The 21,493-nt window shown below is 51.5% G+C and carries 16 protein-coding genes; 13 read left to right on the forward strand and 3 right to left on the reverse strand.

Going from position 1 to position 21,493, the window contains the following annotated elements:
• The first annotated feature begins 12 nt into the window (after positions 1-12).
• Positions 13-357, forward strand: coding sequence for a winged helix-turn-helix domain-containing protein (locus tag AAHB90_RS23235; RefSeq protein ID WP_342087637.1), 345 nt, complete (start codon positions 13-15; stop codon positions 355-357).
• A 20-nt stretch (positions 358-377) separates the two neighbouring features.
• Here AAHB90_RS23235 and AAHB90_RS23240 read toward each other — a convergent pair whose 3' ends face one another.
• On the reverse strand, positions 378-1,910 hold the full coding sequence (locus AAHB90_RS23240) for an alkaline phosphatase family protein (RefSeq protein ID WP_342087638.1): 1,533 nt from the start codon (positions 1,908-1,910) through the stop codon (positions 378-380).
• A gap of 12 nt (positions 1,911-1,922) precedes the next feature.
• Positions 1,923-2,723, reverse strand: coding sequence for a hypothetical protein (locus tag AAHB90_RS23245; protein WP_342087639.1), 801 nt, complete (start codon positions 2,721-2,723; stop codon positions 1,923-1,925).
• Positions 2,724-3,149: 426 nt separating this feature from the next.
• Here AAHB90_RS23245 and AAHB90_RS23250 point away from each other — a divergent pair, with 426 nt between their 5' ends.
• Positions 3,150-5,384 (forward strand): hypothetical protein, encoded by a 2,235-nt coding sequence (locus tag AAHB90_RS23250; RefSeq protein WP_446717923.1) that lies wholly within the window; start codon positions 3,150-3,152, stop codon positions 5,382-5,384.
• Between the two features lie 94 nt (positions 5,385-5,478).
• Here the strand turns inward: AAHB90_RS23250 and AAHB90_RS23255 are convergent, their stop codons facing one another.
• Positions 5,479-8,253 carry a PQQ-dependent sugar dehydrogenase gene (locus AAHB90_RS23255; RefSeq protein ID WP_342087641.1) on the reverse strand — a complete coding sequence of 925 codons (2,775 nt, stop codon included), beginning with the start codon at positions 8,251-8,253 and terminating at the stop codon, positions 5,479-5,481.
• 331 nt (positions 8,254-8,584) lie between these two features.
• On the opposite strand from AAHB90_RS23255, the gene AAHB90_RS23260 reads away from it, so the two are divergent.
• The 11 genes from AAHB90_RS23260 to AAHB90_RS23310 all read left to right on the forward strand — a co-directional run bounded on the left by AAHB90_RS23260 (position 8,585) and on the right by AAHB90_RS23310 (position 21,482).
• Positions 8,585-8,869, forward strand: a complete 285-nt coding sequence (locus AAHB90_RS23260; protein WP_342087642.1) for a hypothetical protein — start codon at positions 8,585-8,587, stop codon at positions 8,867-8,869.
• Positions 8,866-9,852, forward strand: a complete 987-nt coding sequence (locus tag AAHB90_RS23265) for a type II toxin-antitoxin system antitoxin SocA domain-containing protein (protein WP_342087643.1) — start codon at positions 8,866-8,868, stop codon at positions 9,850-9,852. The genes AAHB90_RS23260 and AAHB90_RS23265 overlap by 4 nt, the downstream gene beginning before the upstream one ends.
• Before the next feature lie 88 nt (positions 9,853-9,940).
• Entirely contained in the window at positions 9,941-12,409 is a 2,469-nt protein-coding gene (locus AAHB90_RS23270; protein WP_342087644.1) for a heavy metal translocating P-type ATPase, read from the forward strand.
• A 72-nt stretch (positions 12,410-12,481) separates the two neighbouring features.
• Positions 12,482-12,631 carry a cbb3-type cytochrome oxidase assembly protein CcoS gene (gene ccoS, locus AAHB90_RS23275; protein ID WP_106596734.1) on the forward strand — a complete coding sequence of 50 codons (150 nt, stop codon included), beginning with the start codon at positions 12,482-12,484 and terminating at the stop codon, positions 12,629-12,631.
• A gap of 44 nt (positions 12,632-12,675) precedes the next feature.
• Entirely contained in the window at positions 12,676-14,820 is a 2,145-nt protein-coding gene (ccoN, locus tag AAHB90_RS23280) for a cytochrome-c oxidase, cbb3-type subunit I (RefSeq protein WP_342087645.1), read from the forward strand.
• A gap of 106 nt (positions 14,821-14,926) precedes the next feature.
• Positions 14,927-15,964: a cbb3-type cytochrome c oxidase N-terminal domain-containing protein gene (locus AAHB90_RS23285; protein WP_342087646.1), complete on the forward strand. Its 1,038-nt coding sequence runs from the start codon at positions 14,927-14,929 to the stop codon at positions 15,962-15,964.
• A gap of 85 nt (positions 15,965-16,049) precedes the next feature.
• Entirely contained in the window at positions 16,050-17,471 is a 1,422-nt protein-coding gene (gene ccoG, locus AAHB90_RS23290) for a cytochrome c oxidase accessory protein CcoG (RefSeq protein ID WP_342087647.1), read from the forward strand.
• Positions 17,472-17,495: 24 nt separating this feature from the next.
• Positions 17,496-17,948, forward strand: coding sequence for a FixH family protein (locus AAHB90_RS23295; RefSeq protein WP_342087648.1), 453 nt, complete (start codon positions 17,496-17,498; stop codon positions 17,946-17,948).
• Positions 17,949-17,951: 3 nt separating this feature from the next.
• A complete protein-coding gene (locus tag AAHB90_RS23300) occupies positions 17,952-18,650 on the forward strand; it encodes a sulfite exporter TauE/SafE family protein (RefSeq protein WP_342087649.1) in 699 nt (232 codons plus the stop codon).
• Positions 18,651-18,803: 153 nt separating this feature from the next.
• Positions 18,804-20,168, forward strand: coding sequence for an oxygen-independent coproporphyrinogen III oxidase (gene hemN / locus AAHB90_RS23305; RefSeq protein ID WP_342087650.1), 1,365 nt, complete (start codon positions 18,804-18,806; stop codon positions 20,166-20,168).
• 78 nt (positions 20,169-20,246) lie between these two features.
• On the forward strand, positions 20,247-21,482 hold the full coding sequence (locus AAHB90_RS23310; protein WP_342087651.1) for a PAS domain-containing sensor histidine kinase: 1,236 nt from the start codon (positions 20,247-20,249) through the stop codon (positions 21,480-21,482).
• The last annotated feature ends 11 nt before the right edge of the window (positions 21,483-21,493 follow it).

A 21,493-nucleotide genomic window follows, 5' to 3' on the forward strand; every position in this document is an offset into this window, starting at 1 on the left:
AAAAACTGTCACATGGAAAGACACGTCGATATACGGCTCCGTCATTGGGTGTTTGTGGACGAGGTCAAATTTTTTGGCCCCGGGCGCTACGAGTTGCTGGAACGCATCGCCGAAACCGGCTCGATCGCGCAGGCTGCCAAGGAAATGGGCCTTTCTTACAAAAAGGCATGGGCGATGGTCGATGCGCTCAATACGCTGGGCAAGGGGCCTTACGTAGTCACCCAGAAAGGAGGCACCAAAGGCGGCGGGACAGTGCTCACCGACACCGCCCGGAACGTAATGGCCGCCTACAAACGGCTGAACGATAAACTGCTTGCAGCATTGGCAGAAGAGCAGGAGCTTTTGTCACTCGTCTGACGCAGCTTGTCAAGGTCGGGTCAGCGGGCCGGCATTCTTTCTGTTTTAGTATAATTGAAATAGGAACGCCCACCTAAAACGGAGGTCTCAGCCGAGAGTTTATAAGTGCCCCAGGGGTAAGATGCTTCCGTTTTCAGGAGCAGTTTTTGGAAAGTACCATTTGTTTTTTGAGACTTTTTCAAAAGCTCGGTCACTACCCGGCCATCCATTGTGGCCGGTTTGGGCAGGTTATAAATATGCAGGATCGTCGGAACGATGTCAATGTTGGACGTCGGCAATTCGGTTGTGAAGCCTTCTTTAAAATCCGGCCCGGAAGCCAGTAGTGCAATATTGATTTCATAAGGGCTCGAACCGCCATGCCCCGCCACACCACCCGAGAAATCAGTACCAGCGTAGCCTTTGTCGTTTTTCGAGTCGTTCCAGTTTGGTGCCACCAGAATATCTCCGGCGCGTTTGGAGTGGTTATAATGGATCAGATCTAAGGAAAGCGTTCCTTTTACTGCTCCCTGCGCGTTGCCTTCCTTTGCCGGTCTGGTAAAAACCGCCCCTACCCACTCCTGCTTATGCAATGCAGCGACAATAGATTCGATCGTTTTTACGTCGTGATTTTTGACATAGATCGCTCCCTCCGCCACCACCACATCGTCTGATTCTTTGTCCTTTTTCAAACCTTCTTTAATCAGAAAATCGACGAGTCCGGGCTTGGCAGTATGCGTTACGAAGCCGTGATCGGTGGAAATGATGACATTATACCGCTCCCCGGAACCCTTCGTCCGTAGTGCTTCCATGATTCTTCCAAACTGGCCGTCCACGTATTTGATCGCTTTCACGGCCTGCTCCGAGCCGATGCCGTGCTCATGCGCCGCGCCGTCGGGATCCGAAAACCAGATCGCGCTCACAAGCGGACCGTTTTTAACCAGTCCGTATTTCAATAATGCATCCGTTATCCACTTGTGGCGGCCCATTTCCTCATCGGCGCCCTGGCTATCCAGGCCAATTTCAGTTAAAACCTGATTTTTGAACGACTCGGGCAAAATCAAATCCGGGTTTACAACCGCCCCATTCACGGTATGATTTTGTAAAAAGGCTTGTCCGGTCGTTCCAGAACTGAAAACCATCATTTTCTGACCCGCGTCCGCCAGCACCTCGCCGAGCGATTTGGCCGTCAGCAGCGGCCCGGCTGTGGCGGGAGGAATTTTCTTCAAATCGTCGTAGGTAGTTCCGATTGACTTGTTTGGAGCTACTTCGGGAATGTAAATGGAATTTCCCAGCAAACCGTGCGTGCCCGGATAGGAGCCCGTGGCGTAGGAAGCAGAATTCACCCGTGTTACCGTCGGGAAAACGCTGTGGTGATGCTTTCCCCATGCCGCCGTTCTCTTAAATGCAAACAAATTCGGCATTTGTTCTTCGGTAATGTAGTCAGGACGCAAGCCGTCAAAAAACACGATCAGGGTTTTGACTTCAAAACGGCGGTTGGCCGTACCCTGTCCGTGAGACAGTTGCAGGGAAATTATCAGAAAAAAACAGAGCAGACAGCGAAGATCTGGTTTCATCAATAGAAAAGATTACTGGATTTCGGAAACGGTAACAATGTGCTTGCTGCGCTGAATACCGTAGAGCAACGTTTTGCCAGCCACCGAGCGGTCTATGGCGATGCCCTGTCCCTCGATGGGCGCAGGTAATGAGCGAAGGTGAGTTAACGTATAGCCTGAGTTCGGTAGTTTCAAGACATAGACCTCGCCGCGATCGTGACCCGTACAATATAGCAGCCCATCCTTACTCCAAGCACCTCCCGAATTGCTTTTGGGCGTAAACAGGTCGACCAGATGCTTTGGAAATACCCAAGCCTCTACCTGCCGCCACGCCATATCGTATTTCACCAGCGACGTCCACCGGACATCCCGTCCCTCGCTCGATTCCTTACCAGCATAATGGGCAAAGCCGATGAACCAATAACCATCCTTCTGGTCCAGCCACGTCAGCGATCCATGCTGCGCGATCCCGAAACTGTGAGTATCCACGTGCTTCAAGGTCTTAGCGTCAAAAATCTCTACAGAACTAGTCATCGGAATTTCGGGATAGTTGGAATTAGCGCAATACAGCAGCCCTTTGATTACGACTCCGCTGTTCAAATGGACTATGCCCTCCTTCGTTCCATCCCAGCTCGCGAGAAGCTTTCCATCCGTCTTGGAATGCTTGGTAATTGTACTGTTGTTGATTACAAAAAAATACTGCGCATCTACCGCCACGGCCTGTTTGGCCTCCTTCACATCAAATTCCTTCAAAGGTGTAAGCGTCTGCGACGATGCCGGTGCCAGCAAGAGCAATAAAAAAATACAGGTCGACAGAGATGTAAGACGGTGCATGGGATACAAATGTTTTCAAATTCTAAAATAGCGAAAGCCCGCCTTTTCTACTTTACCTGAATGTTACCAGCCCGAAATCGTTCGAACGTAAACATTCGGACGCACTATTCGCATGCCTCCGGCCGGTCATGTACGCAAAGGCTGGCCGTAGACCTGCGGGTGGATTAATTAAAGCCGGACCTCCAACCCAGCTTTTTCCAGTTTTCAAATCATGGCCTGAAATACTTCAAACCAAGTAATGCAAGTACAACACATCGATTTGTATTTGTCATGCATTCCCAAACCCGTTTCAAGGCGTCGCTTACCGGCCGGCTGTTGCCGCTAGTTACCATCCTGCTTTTCTCAGCATTCTATTCCCGATGTGTCGCCCAGGCAATCAACCTGAAAAATGCGACATGGCTCATTTCCCCAAATGTTTCTTCCCCCATGAGGGAAACAGCGCCGGCAGTGCTGTCGGAGGAAATCGCGAAACGGACAGGAATAACGCTCAAAAATGCTTCCGCCTGGCCAAAAGGCGCCCCGGTGATTGCGCTGGCATTATCGTCAGACAAGTCCCTGCTCTCCCGCACGCTGCCGGCGTCAACCGTGACCAACGGGCCGGAGTTCAAAGCGGAGGGCTACCGGATCGTGACGGAAACAGCCGGCGGGAATACGACCGTCTGGATCATCGGAGCGGATGCGCGCGGCGTGTTGTTCGGGACGGGATATCTGCTGCGACATTTAAAAATGAGCAAATCCTTCATGGGCAAGCCGCTTTTGGAACTGGCAGGACCGGTAAATGTGTCGTCCTCGCCCGCTTACCCGATCCGCGGGCACCAGCTTGGTTACCGCTCGACGGCTAATACCTACGACGCCTGGACAGTCGGCCAGTTTGACCAATACATCCGTGAGTTGGCTATTTTTGGTAGCAATGCAGTGGAAGGTATTCCTTTTCAAGAAGACGATAAGCCCAGTCCTCATTTCAAAATCCCCGCGAGCGAAATGCGGATTAAAATGAGCGAAATTTGCCGGAAATACGACATGGATTACTGGGTATGGACACCCGCGACATTTGAACTGACGGACAAGGCCAAGCGCCAGGCCGAGCTGGATTTGCACGAGCAATTTTACAAGGAATGCCCGCGCCTGGACCATATCTTCTTCCCCGGAGGCGACCCCGGCGACAACCATCCGTCGGAAGTGCTGCCTTTCCTGAAAGAATTGCAAGAAAAGTTAGTTAAATACCATCCTAAGGCCAAAATGTGGATTTCACTGCAAGGATTCGACACCGAGCAGATCGACTATTTTTACAAATACCTGGAAACCGAAAAGCCAACCTGGCTGCAAGGCGTGGTATCTGGGCCCGGCAGTCCGCCGATAGCTGAAACGCGCTACCGGCTACCCAAACAATACCAGCACCGGCAGTATCCCGACATTACCCATTCGGTCCGCTGCGAATTTCCGGTCGAGAAATTCGACCAGGCATTTGCATTGACGCTCGGCAGGGAGTCGGTGAATCCGCGCCCGTTTGCGTTTGCTAAAATTCATGCGAAATATGCGCCTTTCACCGATGGTTTTGTTTCTTACTCCGACGGCAGCCACGACGATGTCAACAAAGTGTTGTGGAGTATGCGTGGCTGGGACCCACAAGCGGATGCGCACGGGATCATGGAAGAATATGCTGCTTTCTTCTTCAACCCTACAGTTGCTTCCGTGGTCGCCAGCGCGATAGAGGGACTGGAACAGAACTGGAAAGGGCCATTGGCAGAAAATGGTGGCGTGGAAATGACGTATCTTAACTGGCGCGTACTAAGAAGAGTTGAGGAGCAATTGGAGGGGAATTGGCGCTGGCAAATGCTGGTTTTCAGGGCGTACTACGATCAATATACCCGTGCCCGTCTTATCCACGACCAACAGCTGGAAATACAGGCCAATGCCGTGCTCACTATTGCCAATAAAACCAATATCCGTATAACCATGGACACCGCTCTGGCGATTGTTAACAAAGGTGAAACCGAGCCGGTCGAACGTGATCTACGAAAAGAATTAACCGAATTGAGCAACGCACTGTACACTTCCATCGGCCTGCAAACGAGCACGGAGAAGCATAAACCCCGAAGTCCGGAACGTGGTGTGGTGATGGATTTTGTGGATTATCCGCTCAACAACCGCTGGTGGCTGGCCGATGAATTTGAAAAGATCAAAAAAATGGGTGATCCCGAAAAGCAGCTCGCCCGCTTGAAAACTATCGCATTCTGGGAAAATCCCGGGCCGGGAAGCTATTACGATGATATTTCCAGCGTCGCCAAAGGCCCTCGCGTAAAAACCATATCCGAAGACGCTACCGATGTGGCCTGGTGGGATAATGGTAAAAGCCGCAAGCGCCTCTCTACCCAGCTGTTCCAACGCGAACCGGAACTTGATTACGACAACCTCGACCCTCGTGCACGTTACGTGATACGCGTAGCAGGTGAAGGCGACGCGCTATTGCGCGTAGACGGGCGCCGGCTTTCACCTGTGGTTTACAACAAAGAGCCGGAGACATTTAAAGAGTGGATCGTGCCGCTAAGTCTTACCCAGGACGGTAAAATTTCCGTCACATTCGATGGGCCCGAAGAATCTCATTTAAACTGGCGCAAGCAGTCGAAGATTTCGGACGTATGGCTGTTGAAACAGCCATAATGCGGGAATTGCAGCGTTCCGGTAAAAAGGGGTGCCCGCCTCAGTTTCCAGGCATCCCTTTTTACTACAACGGCAGAGGTATTTATTATTACCGTCAAGGGTTGAAATCGTTTTCGAAATGCATCCAGTCGATATGGAACATCGGGCTTTTGATCTTTTCATTCCTGAAAACCAGGTACAGATTGTGGACGCCGCTGCCGCTTACCGGCAAGAGCACTTCTTTCCAACCGGTTTTAAGGTCGTCCAGACGTCCACCCGGCACATCAACTTTGCCCAGCAGCTGACCTTCCCGGCCATCCTGCCTGAGCTCGATTGTCCCGCCGGCGCCGTGTTCCTGAATGCGCATCCGGATACTCCTAATATGTGAAAGGTCGATCTGATCGAACCGCGCGTACTTCCCGTTGGTAATATTGGCGATGTAGGAAACGTAGCCGGTGTTTTGCGTGGCGATCACCACACCCACATTGCCCTCCTGATAATCCTCCATCTGAATCAGCGGACTTCGCAAAACGATGTGGCTGGCCGTCTTTTGCGGATCAATGCCGTTTGCACCCTTATCGGTATACGAAGCTTGCAAGACATAGGCGCCTTCATTGCCTTTGCCAATATGTTCCGTGAGTTTCAATTGGGCCGAAAGCGGCGTTTGTCCTGCCGTTTGCCCCAGTGAGAGAATGTAGCCCGCTATTTCCTTTGCGTCCTTTTCGGGCAGGTCTGCGTGCGGGGGCATCGGATATGACCCCCAGCTTCCGCTCCCGCCCGTGATGATCTTCCGCGCGAGCATGTCCGCGGCGCCCGCATTACCTGCGTATTTTTTTGAAATCTCCTTCAATGCCGGCCCGATCGACTTGGTTTCCATCGTGTGGCACGCCTTGCAATCCAGTGAAGCGTACAATTTTGCGGTCGCCGCATACCGGATGTTCTCTCCTTCCGAGCCGGACAATGCGCCGGCCAGGTCCTTGCCGAATGCCAGGTAGCTGAATCCTGCATGAATCTTCTCGCGCTTTATCTGGCCGTCTTCTTTGTCGGTCACTTTGATATTGTAATCAAACGGGGCGTTGTCCCAGTAAAAGCTGCGGTTCGCTTTCGTATTGATTTTCACATCAGGCGGTGTGTTGCCGATTTTGAATTCGGTCGTAGCCGTACCTTTTCCGCCGTTCTGATCGGAGACCGTAAGCACTACGTTGTAAATGCCGGGTTTGGTAAAGGTGTGCCTGATTTCCTGACCGGCAAGCTTTTTAGTTCCGATCTTCCATTCATAGCTCAGCTTGTCGGCAGCATCGTAATCCTTCGAACCTTTCGCTGAAAGAATGGCCGTAAATGGGGCTGCGGCGATGGTCTTGCCCGTGGTCACCGAAGCTATCGGATTGCGGTTTCCCTCGGCATACTCGACCCGGATAATACCCGAATCCGTGTTGCGGGCAAACCAGTTCGTACCGTAAGCCAGCAGGTAAATAGCCCCATCCGGCGCGATCTGCATATCGATCGGCGCGACGACCTTCAATTGCGGCAGGAACGGCTCCATACTTACATAGTTGCCGTCGGCGTCCATCGTGACTGCCATGATCCATTTCCGGATCCATTCAAAAATGAACAGTTTGCCATTGTAATATTCCGGAAGCTTGTACGGCGCATTAGGATATAAGTCACTGTAATACACTGGCCCCGCCATGGCGCTGGCACCGCCTTTGCCTACCAGCGGGTATTTCTTCGAAGCACCTTTGCCATACCAGATGAACGCAGGCTGCGCAGGAGGTAATTCGCGGATGCCCCTGTTGTGCGGCGAGTCGTTGACCGGTTTTTGCGGATCTTTTCCAGGCCCCTCTTTTTTTGTCGCAAAATCGTAATCGGGAAAAACCTCATTGTCGCCCAGAAAATAGGGATATCCAAAAAAGCCGGGCTTGCGGGCCTGGTTGATCTCGTCGTAACTCATCTTCCCCTCGCTTCCCGGAACCTCAGTATCAGGACCTACATCGCCCCAATACAGGTATTTGGTTTTCGGGTCGACGGAAATGCGGAACGGGTTGCGCACGCCCATTGCGTAAATTTCGGGCCGGCCCTGTGAGCCGTCTTTGGGGAAAAGATTACCGTCAGGAATGCTGTAAGTACCGTCGGCTTCCGGCTTGATCCGCAGGATTTTGCCCCGGTAATCCTTACTGTTGGCAGTCGCGGCCTGATCATCTGAAAGCTCGCGCCCCGGACGCTCGTCGATGGGCGTGTGCCCTTCGATTTCCTCCGCATTGGTGTTATCGCCGATCGACAAATACAGCAATCCGTCTGAAAAAGTGAGGTAGCCGGCAGAGTGACAGCAGTATTTGCGCTGGGTAGGTACTTCCAGAAGCACTTTTTTAGAATCCTGGACAAGGTTTTTTCCTTTCAACTCGAAACGCGCCAGTTGGCTGACGCTCTTCTCACCACCTAGGCCATAGTAGAAGTAAATCCAGTTATTATGCTTGAAATCCGGGTCGACTGCCACCCCTAGCAGCCCATCCTCAATGCCGCTGAAAACATTGAACTGCGCGATAGTCGAAAGCTCCCTGGTTGCATTGCTGAAATAGCGCACAGCACCCTTCCGCTCGGCCACTACCATATCATAGTTGGGCAATATCGCCATTTCCATGGGCTCGTCCAGGCCTGATACCAGTTTTGTATAGGTAAAACGGCTCGAATCGGGACCTTCGGCAATTTCGATAATGCCGGAGGACGGTGCCGGAGTTGCGACTTGCGGCGTATGGTTTCGAAATAGCGGCTCCCGGAGCGTCGGCTCCCGGAGCGTCGGCTCCCGAAATATTGGTTTGTCATGCCGGGTTACCGAAGCCAGGGAAAGCAGGCCGACAACAAAAAGACCAATAGAAGATTTTAGTTTTTTCACTCAATGCGGTTTTTAAAGTGGTTTAGGAATGGGTTGTAATATGCAAATTTGGCCTCAAAAAATCGCTTAGCGATGCAATGTTGGTAAAAATCAAAAGACAAACCTCCCAAAAATCCTGTCAGGGACGTGCCTTAGCCCTCCGCAACCGCAGGTTTCTTTTAGCTACCGATAAATAAATGATTAAACTTTAAAATTTAAAATATATCAGTTTGTGCTTATTTTTACAACTATAAATTAAGATACACAATACACCACTATGCCGAATCGCTAAGAAGTCCAGCGCTTCCTGGATGACTTCTTTGTCAAGTACAGGATATTCGATATTCTGTTTATGGAAAGGAAAAATCCAAAAAATGCACAGACCTTGTTGCTACTCGAAATCTCGCCCGCAAAACGCAGGCAGATTATCGAAGCGATTACGGTTGACGACTATGTCGAAGGGCCTTGGGCAGACACACTTTACCAAATCAGTGATATGTGGGTTTTCGGTAAGGCTTTTAAGGAGCACCAGCTATACATTAAGATTTCGATGGGCCGGGCGAATGCAAATGTCTTGTGCATATCATTTCATATAGCAGAAAAACTGATGCGCTATCCATTTAAAGAAACATTATGAAAAGTCCGATTACGGGAAAAGAGATGCAGGTTCGCCACGAGGTTGCGAGCCTGGCATTCAGGAAAGAGGAATTTGAGGTGGTCACGCATTATTACGAATGCGAGGACTCAGGCGAGCGTTTCAGCGATGATCGATTGGACGAGTTGAGCATGGTGCAGGTGTATAATCAGTACCGGGAAAAATACGGGATCCCGTTTCCCGATGAGATCAGGCGCATCAGGGAAGGTTATGGCATTTCGGCGAGCAAAATGTCGGAGATTTTAGGGCTGGGCACCAACTCATACCGCTTGTATGAAGCGGGTGAGGTGCCGTCCGTAGCCATCGGAAGGCTGATCATGTCTATCCGGAACCCGGAAGCGTTTAGCCAGCAGGTTTCTGCGAGTGCCCGTTTCCTTAGCGAAAAAGATATCAGGAAACTGACCGGGGCTGCGGAGAACCTCGTCGGGCGATTTACTTCGGAAAAAATATTTCCATCGCGACTTAATGGCTACCGCGAGCCGGATTTGACCAAAGTGGCTGGTATGATCGCATTCTTTCAGGTTTTGAGAAAAATTCCGCTATTCAAAACCAAGTTGAACAAGCTGCTGTTCTATGCGGATTTCAATGCTTACCGGCTGACGGGCTATTCCATTACCGGACTGGAATACAGGGCGATACAATTCGGGCCTGTACCTGCACATTTTCAAAAGATGTATGTCAATCTTTCGGAACAAGGGCAGATTAGCATTGATGAGCAGTACTTTGGAAATGGTGCTTATGGCGACGAAATTACTGCCGGCATCGCGTTTGACAAGGCACTTTTTTCGCAGGATGAATTGAAAGTTCTCGAATTTGTTGCTAAACGATATAGTAAGCTTTCCACCGACGACCTCGTAAAGTTGAGTCATGACGAGACCGGTTGGTATGACAACGCTGAGCAAAAGGCATTGATCAATTATCGTTATGCATTCGAACTGCACGAAGGAATAGGCTACGATTCCTGACCAAAGTCAGTTTTCCCGACTCCTCCTCGTCATCCGTTCCGCTTTTCGTATGCTCCAATTTTGGTGCAGGGTTAACCATACCATGACCATGAGCATATTGACGGCCACGGAGGCCATTTCAGATACCCGGCACGCGTGCTACCATTGCGGCGAGGATTGCCGCGACGAGGTGCTGCATGCCGACGACCATGATTTCTGCTGCGAAGGCTGCGTCACGGTTTACAGCCTGCTGAAAGAGAGCGACCTTTGCCAATACTATGCCATCGACGGCCCACAGGGCATTTCGCCTGCACAGGGCTTTTACAAAGGCAAATACGACCACCTCGATCAGCCGGAAGTCCACGACAAAATGATCGAGTTTACAGACGGGCGACTAACCAGCGTTTACTGGCATCTGCCTAAAATGCATTGCAGCTCGTGCATCTGGCTGCTCGAACATCTCTATCGCCTCAACCCGGCTGTGCGAAGCTCGGTGGTGAATTTTCCGGAAAAAAAAGTCAGGATCACCTTCGACGCGGCGTCACTGCGGCTGAGCGAACTTGCGGCGCTGCTGACACGCATCGGCTATGAGCCTTACCTGAGCATGGACGACCTGTCGGGCAGGAAAGCAGATAAATGGAACCGCACGCGGCTTTACAAAATCGGTATCGCAGGGTTTGCTTTCGGAAACATTATGATGCTGAGCTTCCCCGAATATTTCCATTTAGGGCAAAACACTTCCGACCAAAACCTTCGTACGCTTTTTGGCATTCTCAACCTCGCGTTAAGCCTGCCTGTCCTATTTTATTGCGCGGCGGACTTCTACAAATCAGCCTGGTCGGCCCTTAAAGGGCGTTATCTGAACATCGATGCACCAATTGCCCTGGCGTTGACCTGCGTTTTCCTGATCAGCATTTACCAGCTCGCCACGCAAACCGGCCCCGGCTATCTGGATTCATTTGCAGGAGCGGTGTTTTTTATGCTCGTGGGCCGCTATTTCCAGGATAAAACCTACGCCGGCGTTTCCTTCGACCGCGATTATAAGTCCTATTTCCCAATCGCCATTTCGGTGATCGACCATGGAAGCGAAACACGCAAACCCATCACCGATCTCCAAAAAGGCGACCATATGCTCGTCCGGAATGAGGAACTGATCCCCGCCGACGCCCTGTTGCAAAGCGCGGTTGCGATGATCGATTACAGCTTCGTTTCCGGTGAATCGCAGCCTGTTGAAAGGCGGAAAGGTGATACTATCTATGCAGGCGGAAAACAAAAAGGTGCAGCCATCGAGCTGGAAGTACTGCGGGAGGTATCGCAGAGCTACCTTACCCAACTCTGGAACAACGAAGCTTTTACACATAATAAAGACAACGCCAATCAATCCCTGGCAGCGCGCATTAACCGCTACTTCTCGCTGGTCGTGCTCGCCATTGCCGCCGTTACTTTTGTAATATGGTATTTTGTATATCAAAATCCTGAAACCGCTTTTCTAGCATTCACTACCACGCTGCTCGTGGCTTGCCCGTGCGCGTTACTGCTTTCATCGACGTTCACGAATGGCAACCTGCTGAGTGTTTTCAGCCGTAATCGCTTTTACCCTAAAAATGCCCACAGCATCGAACGACTGGCCCATATCGACGCGGTCGTTTTTGATAAGACAGGCACTATTACCCTGCCTGACGATGCAGAGATCAACTTCACAGGCGAACCGTCGACACGTGAGGAACTGGTCATGATCAAAACGCTCGTGGGGCAATCGTCCCACCCGCTCAGCCGGTTGATCGCGAAGCACCTGTCCGACGTTCCTGCGAGCAGGCGCGTGCTGACCGGTTTTTCAGAAACCAGCGGCAAGGGGATGAGCGCGCAATGGGGGGCAAGAATGGTGAAGGTGGGCTCGGCAATTTGGGTAGGAGCTGCGGGTAACGACGGCGATAACGAGCAATCGAGCCGGGTTTATGTGGCCATCGACCAGGCCGTGAAAGGTTATTTCACGATCCGCAGCAAATACCGCCCGGAACTGCCGGAAACATTGTCCGCATTGCGCAAGGCTGGTATCAACACATACCTCCTCTCCGGCGACCGTCCTACCGACCGCGATTTGCTGACCCCGCTTTTCGGACGGGATGCCCTGCTGCTTTTCAACCAGAAACCCGGACAGAAACTGGATTTCGTACGTGAATTGCAACGCGCAGGCCACCACGTGCTGATGGTCGGCGATGGGCTCAACGATGCGGGCGCATTACGCCAAAGTGATGTAGGACTGGCCGTTTCGGACGATATCAATAACTTCTCTCCTTCCTGCGACGCTATTGTGGAAGGAAATCAGCTTCGCCTGCTGCCGGGTTACATTAACCTTGCCCGAAGCGGCCAGCGCATTATCCGGCAGAGCTTCGCTATTTCATTGATCTACAATATCCTGGGACTTTCGTTTGCCGTAACAGGACACCTTTCCCCTGTTATAGCGGCGATTCTGATGCCTGTCAGTTCCATTACCATCGTCGCTTTTACGACGCTTGCCAGCAATGCGGCTGCGCGACGATGTCTCAAGAAACTGACCAATGTCATAAACCGAACATAGCACTTATCATCCTTTACCTGCCGTATCGCAGGTAGTTTTGACCTATTAAAAATACCTAATCCGATCCTCATCATGAGCGCATTGTATCTGCTGATCATCGCCAGTCTGCTGGTAGCGCTGGGGTTTCTGGGCGCATTCATCTGGTCGGTCCGGAAGGGCCATTACGACGACGACTATACGCCCTCCGTTCGGATCCTGCTGGACGATTCCGAGAAACCATAACCAACGAAACAGAACCGATTTTTACCATTTATCCTCATCAAGTTATGTCAAACGTTCCCCATCCCGAGCTCGCCTCCGTTGAGTTGGATGAATTTCAATACGACAACCGCATTGTCCGGGACTTCGCCATCGCGACCATCCTTTTCGGGCTTATCGGCATGCTCGTGGGCTTGCTGGCGGCCATGCAGTTGGTTTTCCCGAATCTCAACTTCGACCTGCCGTTCCTGACATTCAGCCGTATCCGCCCGCTGCATACCAATGCGGTAATCTTCGCATTTGTGGGGAACGGCTTCTTTACCGGTTTGTATTATTCCGTTCCGCGCGTATTGCGGACGCCAATCTGGAGTCCTGTCCTCAGCCGGTTCCATTTCTGGGCGTGGCAGGCGATCATCCTGGGGGCGGCTATTTCGTTGCCGATGGGCTTTACCACTTCCAAAGAATATGCCGAGCTGGAATGGCCATTCGATATCGCTATCGCTGTGGTGTGGGTCTCTGCATTGGTCAACATTATCATGACCACCATTAACCGTCGCGTGGAGCACATTTACGCAGCGGTTTGGTTCTACATCGCCTCGTTTGTGACCGTTGCGATGCTGCACGTAGTGAACAGTATCGAGCTGCCGATTTCTTTCATGAAAAGCTACTCCGTGTATGCAGGCGTGCAGGACGCACTCGTGCAGTGGTGGTATGGGCATAATGCGGTGGCATTCTTCCTGACAACACCCTATCTGGGCCTGATGTATTACTTTTTGCCCAAAGCGGCCAATCGGCCTATTTATTCCTACCGGCTTTCGATCGTGCACTTTTGGGCGTTGATATTCCTGTACATCTGGGCTGGTCCGCACCATTTGCTCTACACCGCACTGCCCGAATGGGCGCAGACGCTCGGTACCGTGTTTTCGGTCATGCTGATCGCACCGTCATGGGGCGGTATGATGAACGGATTGATGACCTTACGCGGCGCGTGGGACAAAGTGCGCGAAGACGTGGTGTTGAAATTCATGGTGGTAGCGATCACAGCCTACGGTATGGCGACATTCGAAGGGCCGATGCTTTCTTTGAAAAATGTAAACGCCATTGCCCACTATACCGACTGGATCGTAGCCCACGTGCACGTGGGAGCATTGGGTTGGAACGGCTTTCTGACTTTCGGTATCCTCTACTGGCTTTTCCCACGTCTTTATAACCGGCCGCTATATTCTACCAAAGCCGCCAACTTCCATTTCTGGATCGGTACGCTGGGTATTATCTTCTATACCATTCCCATGTACTGGGCCGGTTGGGTACAGAGCTCGATGTGGAAGGAATTTACCCAGGAAGGACTTTTAAAATATCCCAACTTCCTCGAAACCGTTACAGCCCTCAAACCACTCTATTTCCTCCGTGGTGTTGGCGGTACGTTGTACCTGGTGGGTTTTGTAGTGATGATCTACAACCTCTGGATGACTGCCCTGAAAGGCAAGCTCGTAGCAACTGAAACTGCCAGAGCCATGCCGCTGAATGCGATCTGGCATGCCGAAAAGAGTGAATACTGGCACCGTCGGTTGATGGAGCGCAAGCCTTTGGCATTGACGATCTTCTCCCTTGTGGCCGTGGCAATCGGCGGGATGATCGAGATGATCCCCACGTTCCTGGTCGAATCCAATGTACCGACCATTGCCAGCGTGAAACCTTACACACCGCTGGAATTGCAGGGCCGCGACATTTACGTCCGCGAGGGCTGCTACGTGTGCCATACGCAGATGATCCGTCCGTTCAGGTCCGAGATCGAACGGTACGGAGAGTATTCCAAATCCGGTGAATTCGTATATGACCACCCGCATCAATGGGGCTCCAAACGCACCGGACCGGATTTACATCGTGTAGGTGGCAAATACCCCGACTCCTGGCATTACAACCACATGGAAGATCCAACGTCGATGTCGCCCGGCTCTATTATGCCACGCTATGGATGGCTGCTCGAAAACGACCTCGACACGGCCACGACCAGAGCCAAGATCGAAGCCATGCAGACGCTGGGTGTTCCTTACGAAAAAGGTTACGAACACCAGGCCAATGCCGATCTGGTAAAACAGGAGAAGGAAATCCAGGAACGCCTGAAACAAAGCGGCATCAAAACCGCCGCCAACAAAGAAATCGTAGCGCTGATTGCCTACATGCAACGGCTTGGTACTGATATTAAAAAATGACCGAATGATCGAATGATTGAATGACCGAATATTATAAATGTCGGGTTCAGTCAGCCATTCATAAACCTTTTTCATTCAGTCATTCAGTCATTCAAAATTAACACTCATGAAATTCCGCAATTACCTCGAAACCATAGCCGGAGTGGGCATTTACCCGCTGATATCCCTGCTGATATTCTTCGTTTTCTTTGTCGGCCTGCTCATTTATGTGTGGAGCCTGGATAAAAGGAAGCTCGACAAAATGCGCAATATTCCGTTAAATGACGGCATTGCGAACAAGACCTTGCTATCGCTTCTTTTACTGGGGTGCATAGCATTACCGGCGTCGGCACAGGAAACTACCGAGAAAGTCCGAGCTATTACCGAGCTGGACCTGATCCTCTATGTGGTGCTCGGTGCATTTGTTTTCATCATTATCCAGCTGGCAATCCTGCTGGCCTCGGCGATGAAGCTACTCAACAAAACCGCCCATGCCACGAACCAGGAACCTACTCACCTGTTCAGCGCGCATTGGTGGAAAAAGTTCAGGGGTATCAGCGTCGATTTGCATGATGAAAAGCGAATTCTGATCGATGGACACGACTACGACGGTATCCAGGAACTCGACAACCGGATGCCTCCCTGGTTGCAGTTCCTTTTTTATGCCACAGTTGTAATCGCAGTCGTTTACTCGGCCTACTATTTCAGCGGCCTGGGCGATATGCAGATCGCCGAGCTGGAGAAGGAAATTGCCACTGCTGAGGCTGAGAAAAAGGCTTACATGGAAAAAGTAGGCGCGAGCATGGACGAGAATTCCGTGACATTACTGACCGACAAAGCCGGTGTTGACGCGGGGATGAAGATCTTCCAGGAAAAATGTACCGCCTGCCACGGTACCGAAGGCGGCGGTTCCGTTGGCCCGAACCTTACCGACGCATACTGGCTGCATGGCGGGGGTATTCACAATGTGTTCAAAGTAATCAAATACGGCGTACCGGAGAAAGGGATGATCTCCTGGGAGAAGCAGCTCTCCCCTACCGACATCCAGAAGGTAGCGAGCTTCGTGCTTTCGCTCAAAGGCTCCAAACCTGCAAATGCGAAGGAGCCGCAGGGAGAGTTGGAAGGAACTCCGGCTGTCGGCAATCAGCTGTCGGCTGTCGAGTAGTGATTGATGAGAAGGAACTTCGGCTGTCGGCAATCGGCTGTCGGCTATTGAGTAGTGATTGATGATTCGGAAAGAAGAGATAGAAATGGAAAGGACAGATACGAATGGCTCGGGGGAAAAATTCAAACGCGAAACCCGACTGCCGATAGCCGACAGCCGAAGTTTCAAAAGCGAGACGCGGCCCCTTTACCCCCAGCGCCCAACCGGCAAATGGCATAACCGCCGTGTGGTATTCAGCATTGCCATCATTGCATTGCTGTTTGTTACACCATTCATCCGGATCGGCGGGCAGCCGCTGGTGTTATTCAATGTGATCGAAAGGAAAATCATCCTGTTCGGCATTTTCATCGGACCACAGGATTACTGGCTTTTCGGGCTTACCATGCTCTCGTTTTTTGTATTTATTGTATTGTTCACGACGGTCTTTGGCCGCCTATGGTGCGGCTGGGCTTGTCCGCAGACGGTCTTTATGGAAATGGTTTTCCGCAAAATCGAATATGCCATCGAAGGTGACGCAGGAAAACAAAAGCTGCTCGACAAAGCCCCCTGGACATCGGATAAAATCCTGAAAAAGGGTTTGAAATACACCATTTTCCTGATTGTATCCTTTGCGATCGCCAACCTGCTGCTGGCCTATGTGGTGGGCACCGACGAGCTTTACAAAATCATTGCCGAACCCATCGAAGACCACATCGGCCTGTTTTCCGGCATCGTCATATTTACAGCTGTATTCTATTGGAACTTCGCGTGGCTACGCGAGCAAGCCTGCACGGTTGTGTGCCCGTACGGCCGCCTGCAAAGCGTACTGCTCGACCGCAATTCGATCAATGTCGCTTATGACCACGAGCGCGGGGAGCCCAGAGGCAAACTGCACAAAGGCGCCGACCGAACCGAGGGCGATTGTGTCAGTTGCTTCCAGTGCGTAGCCGTATGTCCGACCGGCATCGATATCCGCAATGGTACCCAGATGGAATGCGTGAGCTGTACTGCCTGCATCGATGCCTGCGACTCGATTATGGAAAAGGTCGGTTTTCAGAAAGGACTGATCCGCTATACTTCCGAAAATGCGATCGTTCAGAAAACGACAAAGATTGTAACACCCCGCACCTGGGGCTATGCTGCGGTATTGTTGCTACTGTGGTCGGCATTGGGCTTCGTAGTGGCTACCCGTACCGATACCCAAACGACCCTCTTCCGGGCACCGGGCAGCCGCTACATCGAAAACACCGACGGCACGATCAGCAATCTGTATACTTTCAAGATTTTTAATAAAACAAACAGAATCATTAAACCCTCCCTGCACCTCGACGCCCCGCACGGAAAACTTCTCTTCGCCGGATCACCCGATCTGACGCTGGAAGCCGCGGGGATGTCCGAGGGGACTGTATTTGTAGTTATTCCAAAATCGGCGTTAAAAAGCCGCAAAACGGTATTGAAATTATCCGTTTCGCAGGGGAACCGGCAGCTGGAAAGCTTCGAAAGCACGTTCATCGCACCGGAAGAATAATGTATTCACCTATTTTCAAATACTATGAAAATCAACTGGAAAGCACTCATTGCCGCTGTTTATGTCAGCTTTGTATCGATGATACTGCTGCTCGTAGGAATGAGCGCGGGGCAGAAAATCGACCTGGTAACCGACCACTACTACGAGGAGGAACTGAAATTCCAGGGCAAGATCGATAAGGCCGAACGCGCTACCGCATTAGCAGAGCCATTGTCCTGGCAGATCACCGAAAGTGATCTGCAAATGCATTACCCGGCAATTTTCGCCGATTCGACCATCACAGGCCAGATCCGGATGTACTGCCCGTCCGACAACCGCAACGACCGCCAATTTGAGATCCGTGCGAACAATGGCCGGCAGACCATCGCATTGGCGCAAATCCCGGCAGGACGTTACAAAATCCAGGTCGACTGGAAAAGCGGAAACGAAACCTACTGGAACGAAGGGGTGGTCGTGATCGGCAACAAAAACCTTTGACCGATGATCACCGTCCTGCCTTACCTCGCCATTTCGATGGGGTTCATCAGCAGCTTCCATTGTGTGGGCATGTGCGGGCCTATTGCGCTCGCACTACCCGTGCATAAGGGTCCGCGCGCTCAACAGATAGCGGGCGTAGTGGCATACAATGCAGGGCGCGCGCTTACGTACGCGATATTCGGAATGGTTATTGGTATGCTAGGCGCCTCGCTGGCATGGCTGGGCGTGCTCCGGTACGCTTCTATCGCTGTCGGAGCCGCGATGCTGGTTTACGTATGCTGGCCGTCGGGGATGGAACACCGGCTGAGCATGCCGTTGTTTTGGCAAAAAACAATAGGGCTTCTAAGGCAAAGAATGACCAGGCATCTAAAAAAAACAAACTTATCCGGCATGCTGGTACTTGGAATGCTCAACGGCGCGATCCCCTGCGGCATGGTTTACATGGCCCTTCTGAGCTCTGTTGCTACCGGCAGCGTTTGGGGTGGCGCGATCTTCATGGCAATTTTCGGGTTAGGTACCATGCCGGCCATGCTCGCATTGGGTATTGCAAAACAGCACTTCACGCCTGCGTTGCGTACGCGCATTCGCAAACTTACGCCGGTGCTAGTCGCCATTGCGGGTATCTGGCTTGTGGCAAGGGGGATAATGACCCCCTATTCCAGTCCCTCAAAGTCAGCCGCGGACATTTCCATTTGCCGGTAAGACCTGGGCGCGGCAGCGCCATTGATCCTGCAACGAAAAGGATAGAACTCCTTAAAAGCCGGTCAGAGTCTGTTTTTGGCCTGATCAAAGTCATGTTTTTCCCCTTCCCTCATGGGTAGTTTTGATTAATCATCCAGATTAAAACTTTGACTAATGGACAAGGACCTGCTATTCAAATATAACATTCCGGGGCCGCGCTATACCAGCTACCCGACCGTTCCCTACTGGCAGAAAACTCCTCCTGCCATTCAAAAATGGAAAGAGCTCGTGCAGGACGCATTCACGGTTTCGAATCAGAAGGAAGGGATCAGTTTGTATGTTCACCTCCCATTCTGCGAGAGCCTCTGCACCTACTGCGGCTGCAATACGCGCATTACCATTAATCACGCGGTGGAAAACAAATACATTCAGGCGGTTCTTAAAGAATGGAAAATGTATTGCGAGCTATTCGGTGCCGAAAAACCACTGATCCGCGAGTTGCACCTGGGCGGCGGCACGCCTACCTTTTTCAGTCCCGGCAATCTGGTAAAACTGGTAAATGGCCTGCTGGAAAATGCCCTGGTACATCCCGATGCCCGTTTTGGTTTCGAGGCACATCCGGGAAATACGACAGACGAGCATTTGCTCGCATTATTTTCCGTCGGCTTTCGCCGCATCAGCATTGGCGTCCAGGATTTCAACCCGGTCGTGCTGGCGATTATCAACCGGCACCAGACTTTTGAACAGGTAAAACACCTGACCCTGAAAGCCCGCGAAATCGGTTACACGTCCGTCAACTACGACATCGTGTACGGCCTTCCACAACAGAAAAACTGCTCGATGATGCAGACGATGCTGCGCGTCATTCAGCTCAAACCCGACCGCATTGCCTTTTACAGCTACGCCCATGTTCCGTGGATCAAACCCGGCCAGCGCAGTTATACCGAAAACGACCTGCCCGATGCTGACCACAAAATGGCGATCTACGAAGCAGGACGAAGTGCACTGGAGCTGGCGGGGTACGAAGACATTGGCATGGATCATTTTGCTCTCAAATCCGATGAACTCTATCATGCAGCCACCCAGGAGCGCCTTCACCGGAACTTTATGGGTTATACCGACACCCGCACGCAACTTCTGATCGGCCTCGGTGCATCGTCCATCTCCGACTCATGGACGGGATATGCGCAGAACGAGAAGAAAGTGGAAGATTATTACAAAAAGCTCGCTTCAAACGAACTGCCCCTGTTCCGCGGCCACGAGCTGACCCGCGAAGACCTGATCATGAGAAAGCATATTCTCCGCCTGATGACCTCCTTCGAAACTTCCTGGGCCAACAGCTCCGAAGTATGCGCAGAACTGTACCAGGCACTCGAACGGCTTGGCGAAATGGAATTTGACGAGTTGGTGGAACTAGAACCATTCCGGCTCAGGATTACCGAAAAAGGTAAGGCATTCGTACGCAACGTATGCATGGCCTTTGATGCACGTCTCTGGGCTGATTTACCCCAAACCGCGCTTTTTAGTCAAACAGTTTAATAATGAATTCTTGGTGTCTTCACCTGTGTCCTGTACTTTGGTATGTTTGATACGGATATTTTAATTCATACGCAGGTGATGACACGGCATATCGAGATGCTGGATGCCCTGTTCAAACACGCGACCGAAGGGATCGTGGTGGTGGACAAGCAGGCAAACATTGTAATGCTTAACCCCAAGGCAAAGGAGCTTTTCGGTTACACGGATCGCGAGCTGATCGGCAAAAAGATCGAGACGCTAATCCCGCAAAGGTTCAACAGAAACCACGTCGGTTACCGTGACGAGTACCTGGAAGCGCCCCGCGCCCGCGGTATGGGGCATATGATGGACTTGTTTGCCCGCCGCAAGGACGGCAGCGAATTTCCCGTGGAGGTAAGCCTGAGCCCTTTCAAGACCAGCGACGGAGAATTTGTCGTCAGCTTTGTCATTGACATTACCGAACGCAAAAAACAGGAAAGCCGCATTATCGAGGCCAATCTTGAAATACAAAAACTGAATGCCGAACTGGAAGAACGCGTGCAGCAACGTACCGAAGAACTGGCCGCGGCAATCAAGCGTATCGAGCAGTCACAGGAGGAGGTCGTGCGGGCATTGACCAAGGAGCGCGAACTGAACAATATGAAAAGCCAGTTCGTTACAATCGCCTCCCACGAATTCCGGACTCCACTGGCAACTATCCTGTCGTCGGCCTCGCTCATAGGCCGGTATTCACGCACGGAGGATGAGGATAAGCGTCAGAAACATGTCCAGCGTATCAAATCGACTGTAACCAACCTTACCGAGATTTTGAACGACTTCCTGTCCATTGGTAAATTGGAAGAAGGCCGCATTCATTGCATTCCCGTACTGACCGATCTTCAGGAGTTTTGTAAAAACCTGATCGAGGAGATCCGGGGGCTTTGCAAGGAAGGTCAGGAAATGTTTGTGAGCTACGAAGGCGAAGCCAATGCCTGGCTGGACAAGCAGCTCCTGCGCAACGTGCTTTTCAACTTGCTTTCGAACGCCATCAAGTATTCGGATCCGGGAAAATCAATCTTTCTGAGGATCAAAAATTGGAGTGGAATAATTCACATCGAGGTACAGGACCAGGGTATCGGTATTCCCGAGCACGACCAGGAACATATTTTCGACCGCTTCTTCCGTGCCAACAATGCCGGCAACGCGCAAGGTACCGGACTGGGCCTTAATATTGTACAAAACTACATAGAACTGATGGGCGGCACCGTGCGTTTCCGAAGCGAAGTGGGTGTTGGCACTACGTTTTTCGTAGAACTGCCGAACCCGGAGCCCGCAGGCCTTAAAATCGAATCCTGACTCAAACAGTA

This window comes from Dyadobacter sp. OTU695 (assembly GCF_038440355.1).
GTDB lineage: Bacteria > Bacteroidota > Bacteroidia > Cytophagales > Spirosomataceae > Dyadobacter.

Bases quoted from the DNA above. Each gene is read 5' to 3' on its own strand.
- ccoN (WP_342087645.1), top strand. From the start codon at position 12,676: ATGTCAAACGTTCCCCATCCCGAGCTCGCCTCCGTTGAGTTGGATGAA.
- AAHB90_RS23240 (WP_342087638.1), bottom strand. From the start codon at position 1,910: ATGAAACCAGATCTTCGCTGTCTGCTCTGTTTTTTTCTGATAATTTCC.
- AAHB90_RS23260 (WP_342087642.1), top strand. From the start codon at position 8,585: ATGGAAAGGAAAAATCCAAAAAATGCACAGACCTTGTTGCTACTCGAA.
- AAHB90_RS23235 (WP_342087637.1), top strand. From the start codon at position 13: ATGGAAAGACACGTCGATATACGGCTCCGTCATTGGGTGTTTGTGGAC.
- AAHB90_RS23270 (WP_342087644.1), top strand. From the start codon at position 9,941: ATGAGCATATTGACGGCCACGGAGGCCATTTCAGATACCCGGCACGCG.
- hemN (WP_342087650.1), top strand. From the start codon at position 18,804: ATGGACAAGGACCTGCTATTCAAATATAACATTCCGGGGCCGCGCTAT.
- AAHB90_RS23250 (WP_446717923.1), top strand. From the start codon at position 3,150: ATGAGGGAAACAGCGCCGGCAGTGCTGTCGGAGGAAATCGCGAAACGG.
- ccoS (WP_106596734.1), top strand. From the start codon at position 12,482: ATGAGCGCATTGTATCTGCTGATCATCGCCAGTCTGCTGGTAGCGCTG.
- AAHB90_RS23300 (WP_342087649.1), top strand. From the start codon at position 17,952: ATGATCACCGTCCTGCCTTACCTCGCCATTTCGATGGGGTTCATCAGC.
- AAHB90_RS23285 (WP_342087646.1), top strand. From the start codon at position 14,927: ATGAAATTCCGCAATTACCTCGAAACCATAGCCGGAGTGGGCATTTAC.
- ccoG (WP_342087647.1), top strand. From the start codon at position 16,050: ATGGAAAGGACAGATACGAATGGCTCGGGGGAAAAATTCAAACGCGAA.
- AAHB90_RS23295 (WP_342087648.1), top strand. From the start codon at position 17,496: ATGAAAATCAACTGGAAAGCACTCATTGCCGCTGTTTATGTCAGCTTT.
- AAHB90_RS23245 (WP_342087639.1), bottom strand. From the start codon at position 2,723: ATGCACCGTCTTACATCTCTGTCGACCTGTATTTTTTTATTGCTCTTG.
- AAHB90_RS23265 (WP_342087643.1), top strand. From the start codon at position 8,866: ATGAAAAGTCCGATTACGGGAAAAGAGATGCAGGTTCGCCACGAGGTT.
- AAHB90_RS23310 (WP_342087651.1), top strand. From the start codon at position 20,247: ATGACACGGCATATCGAGATGCTGGATGCCCTGTTCAAACACGCGACC.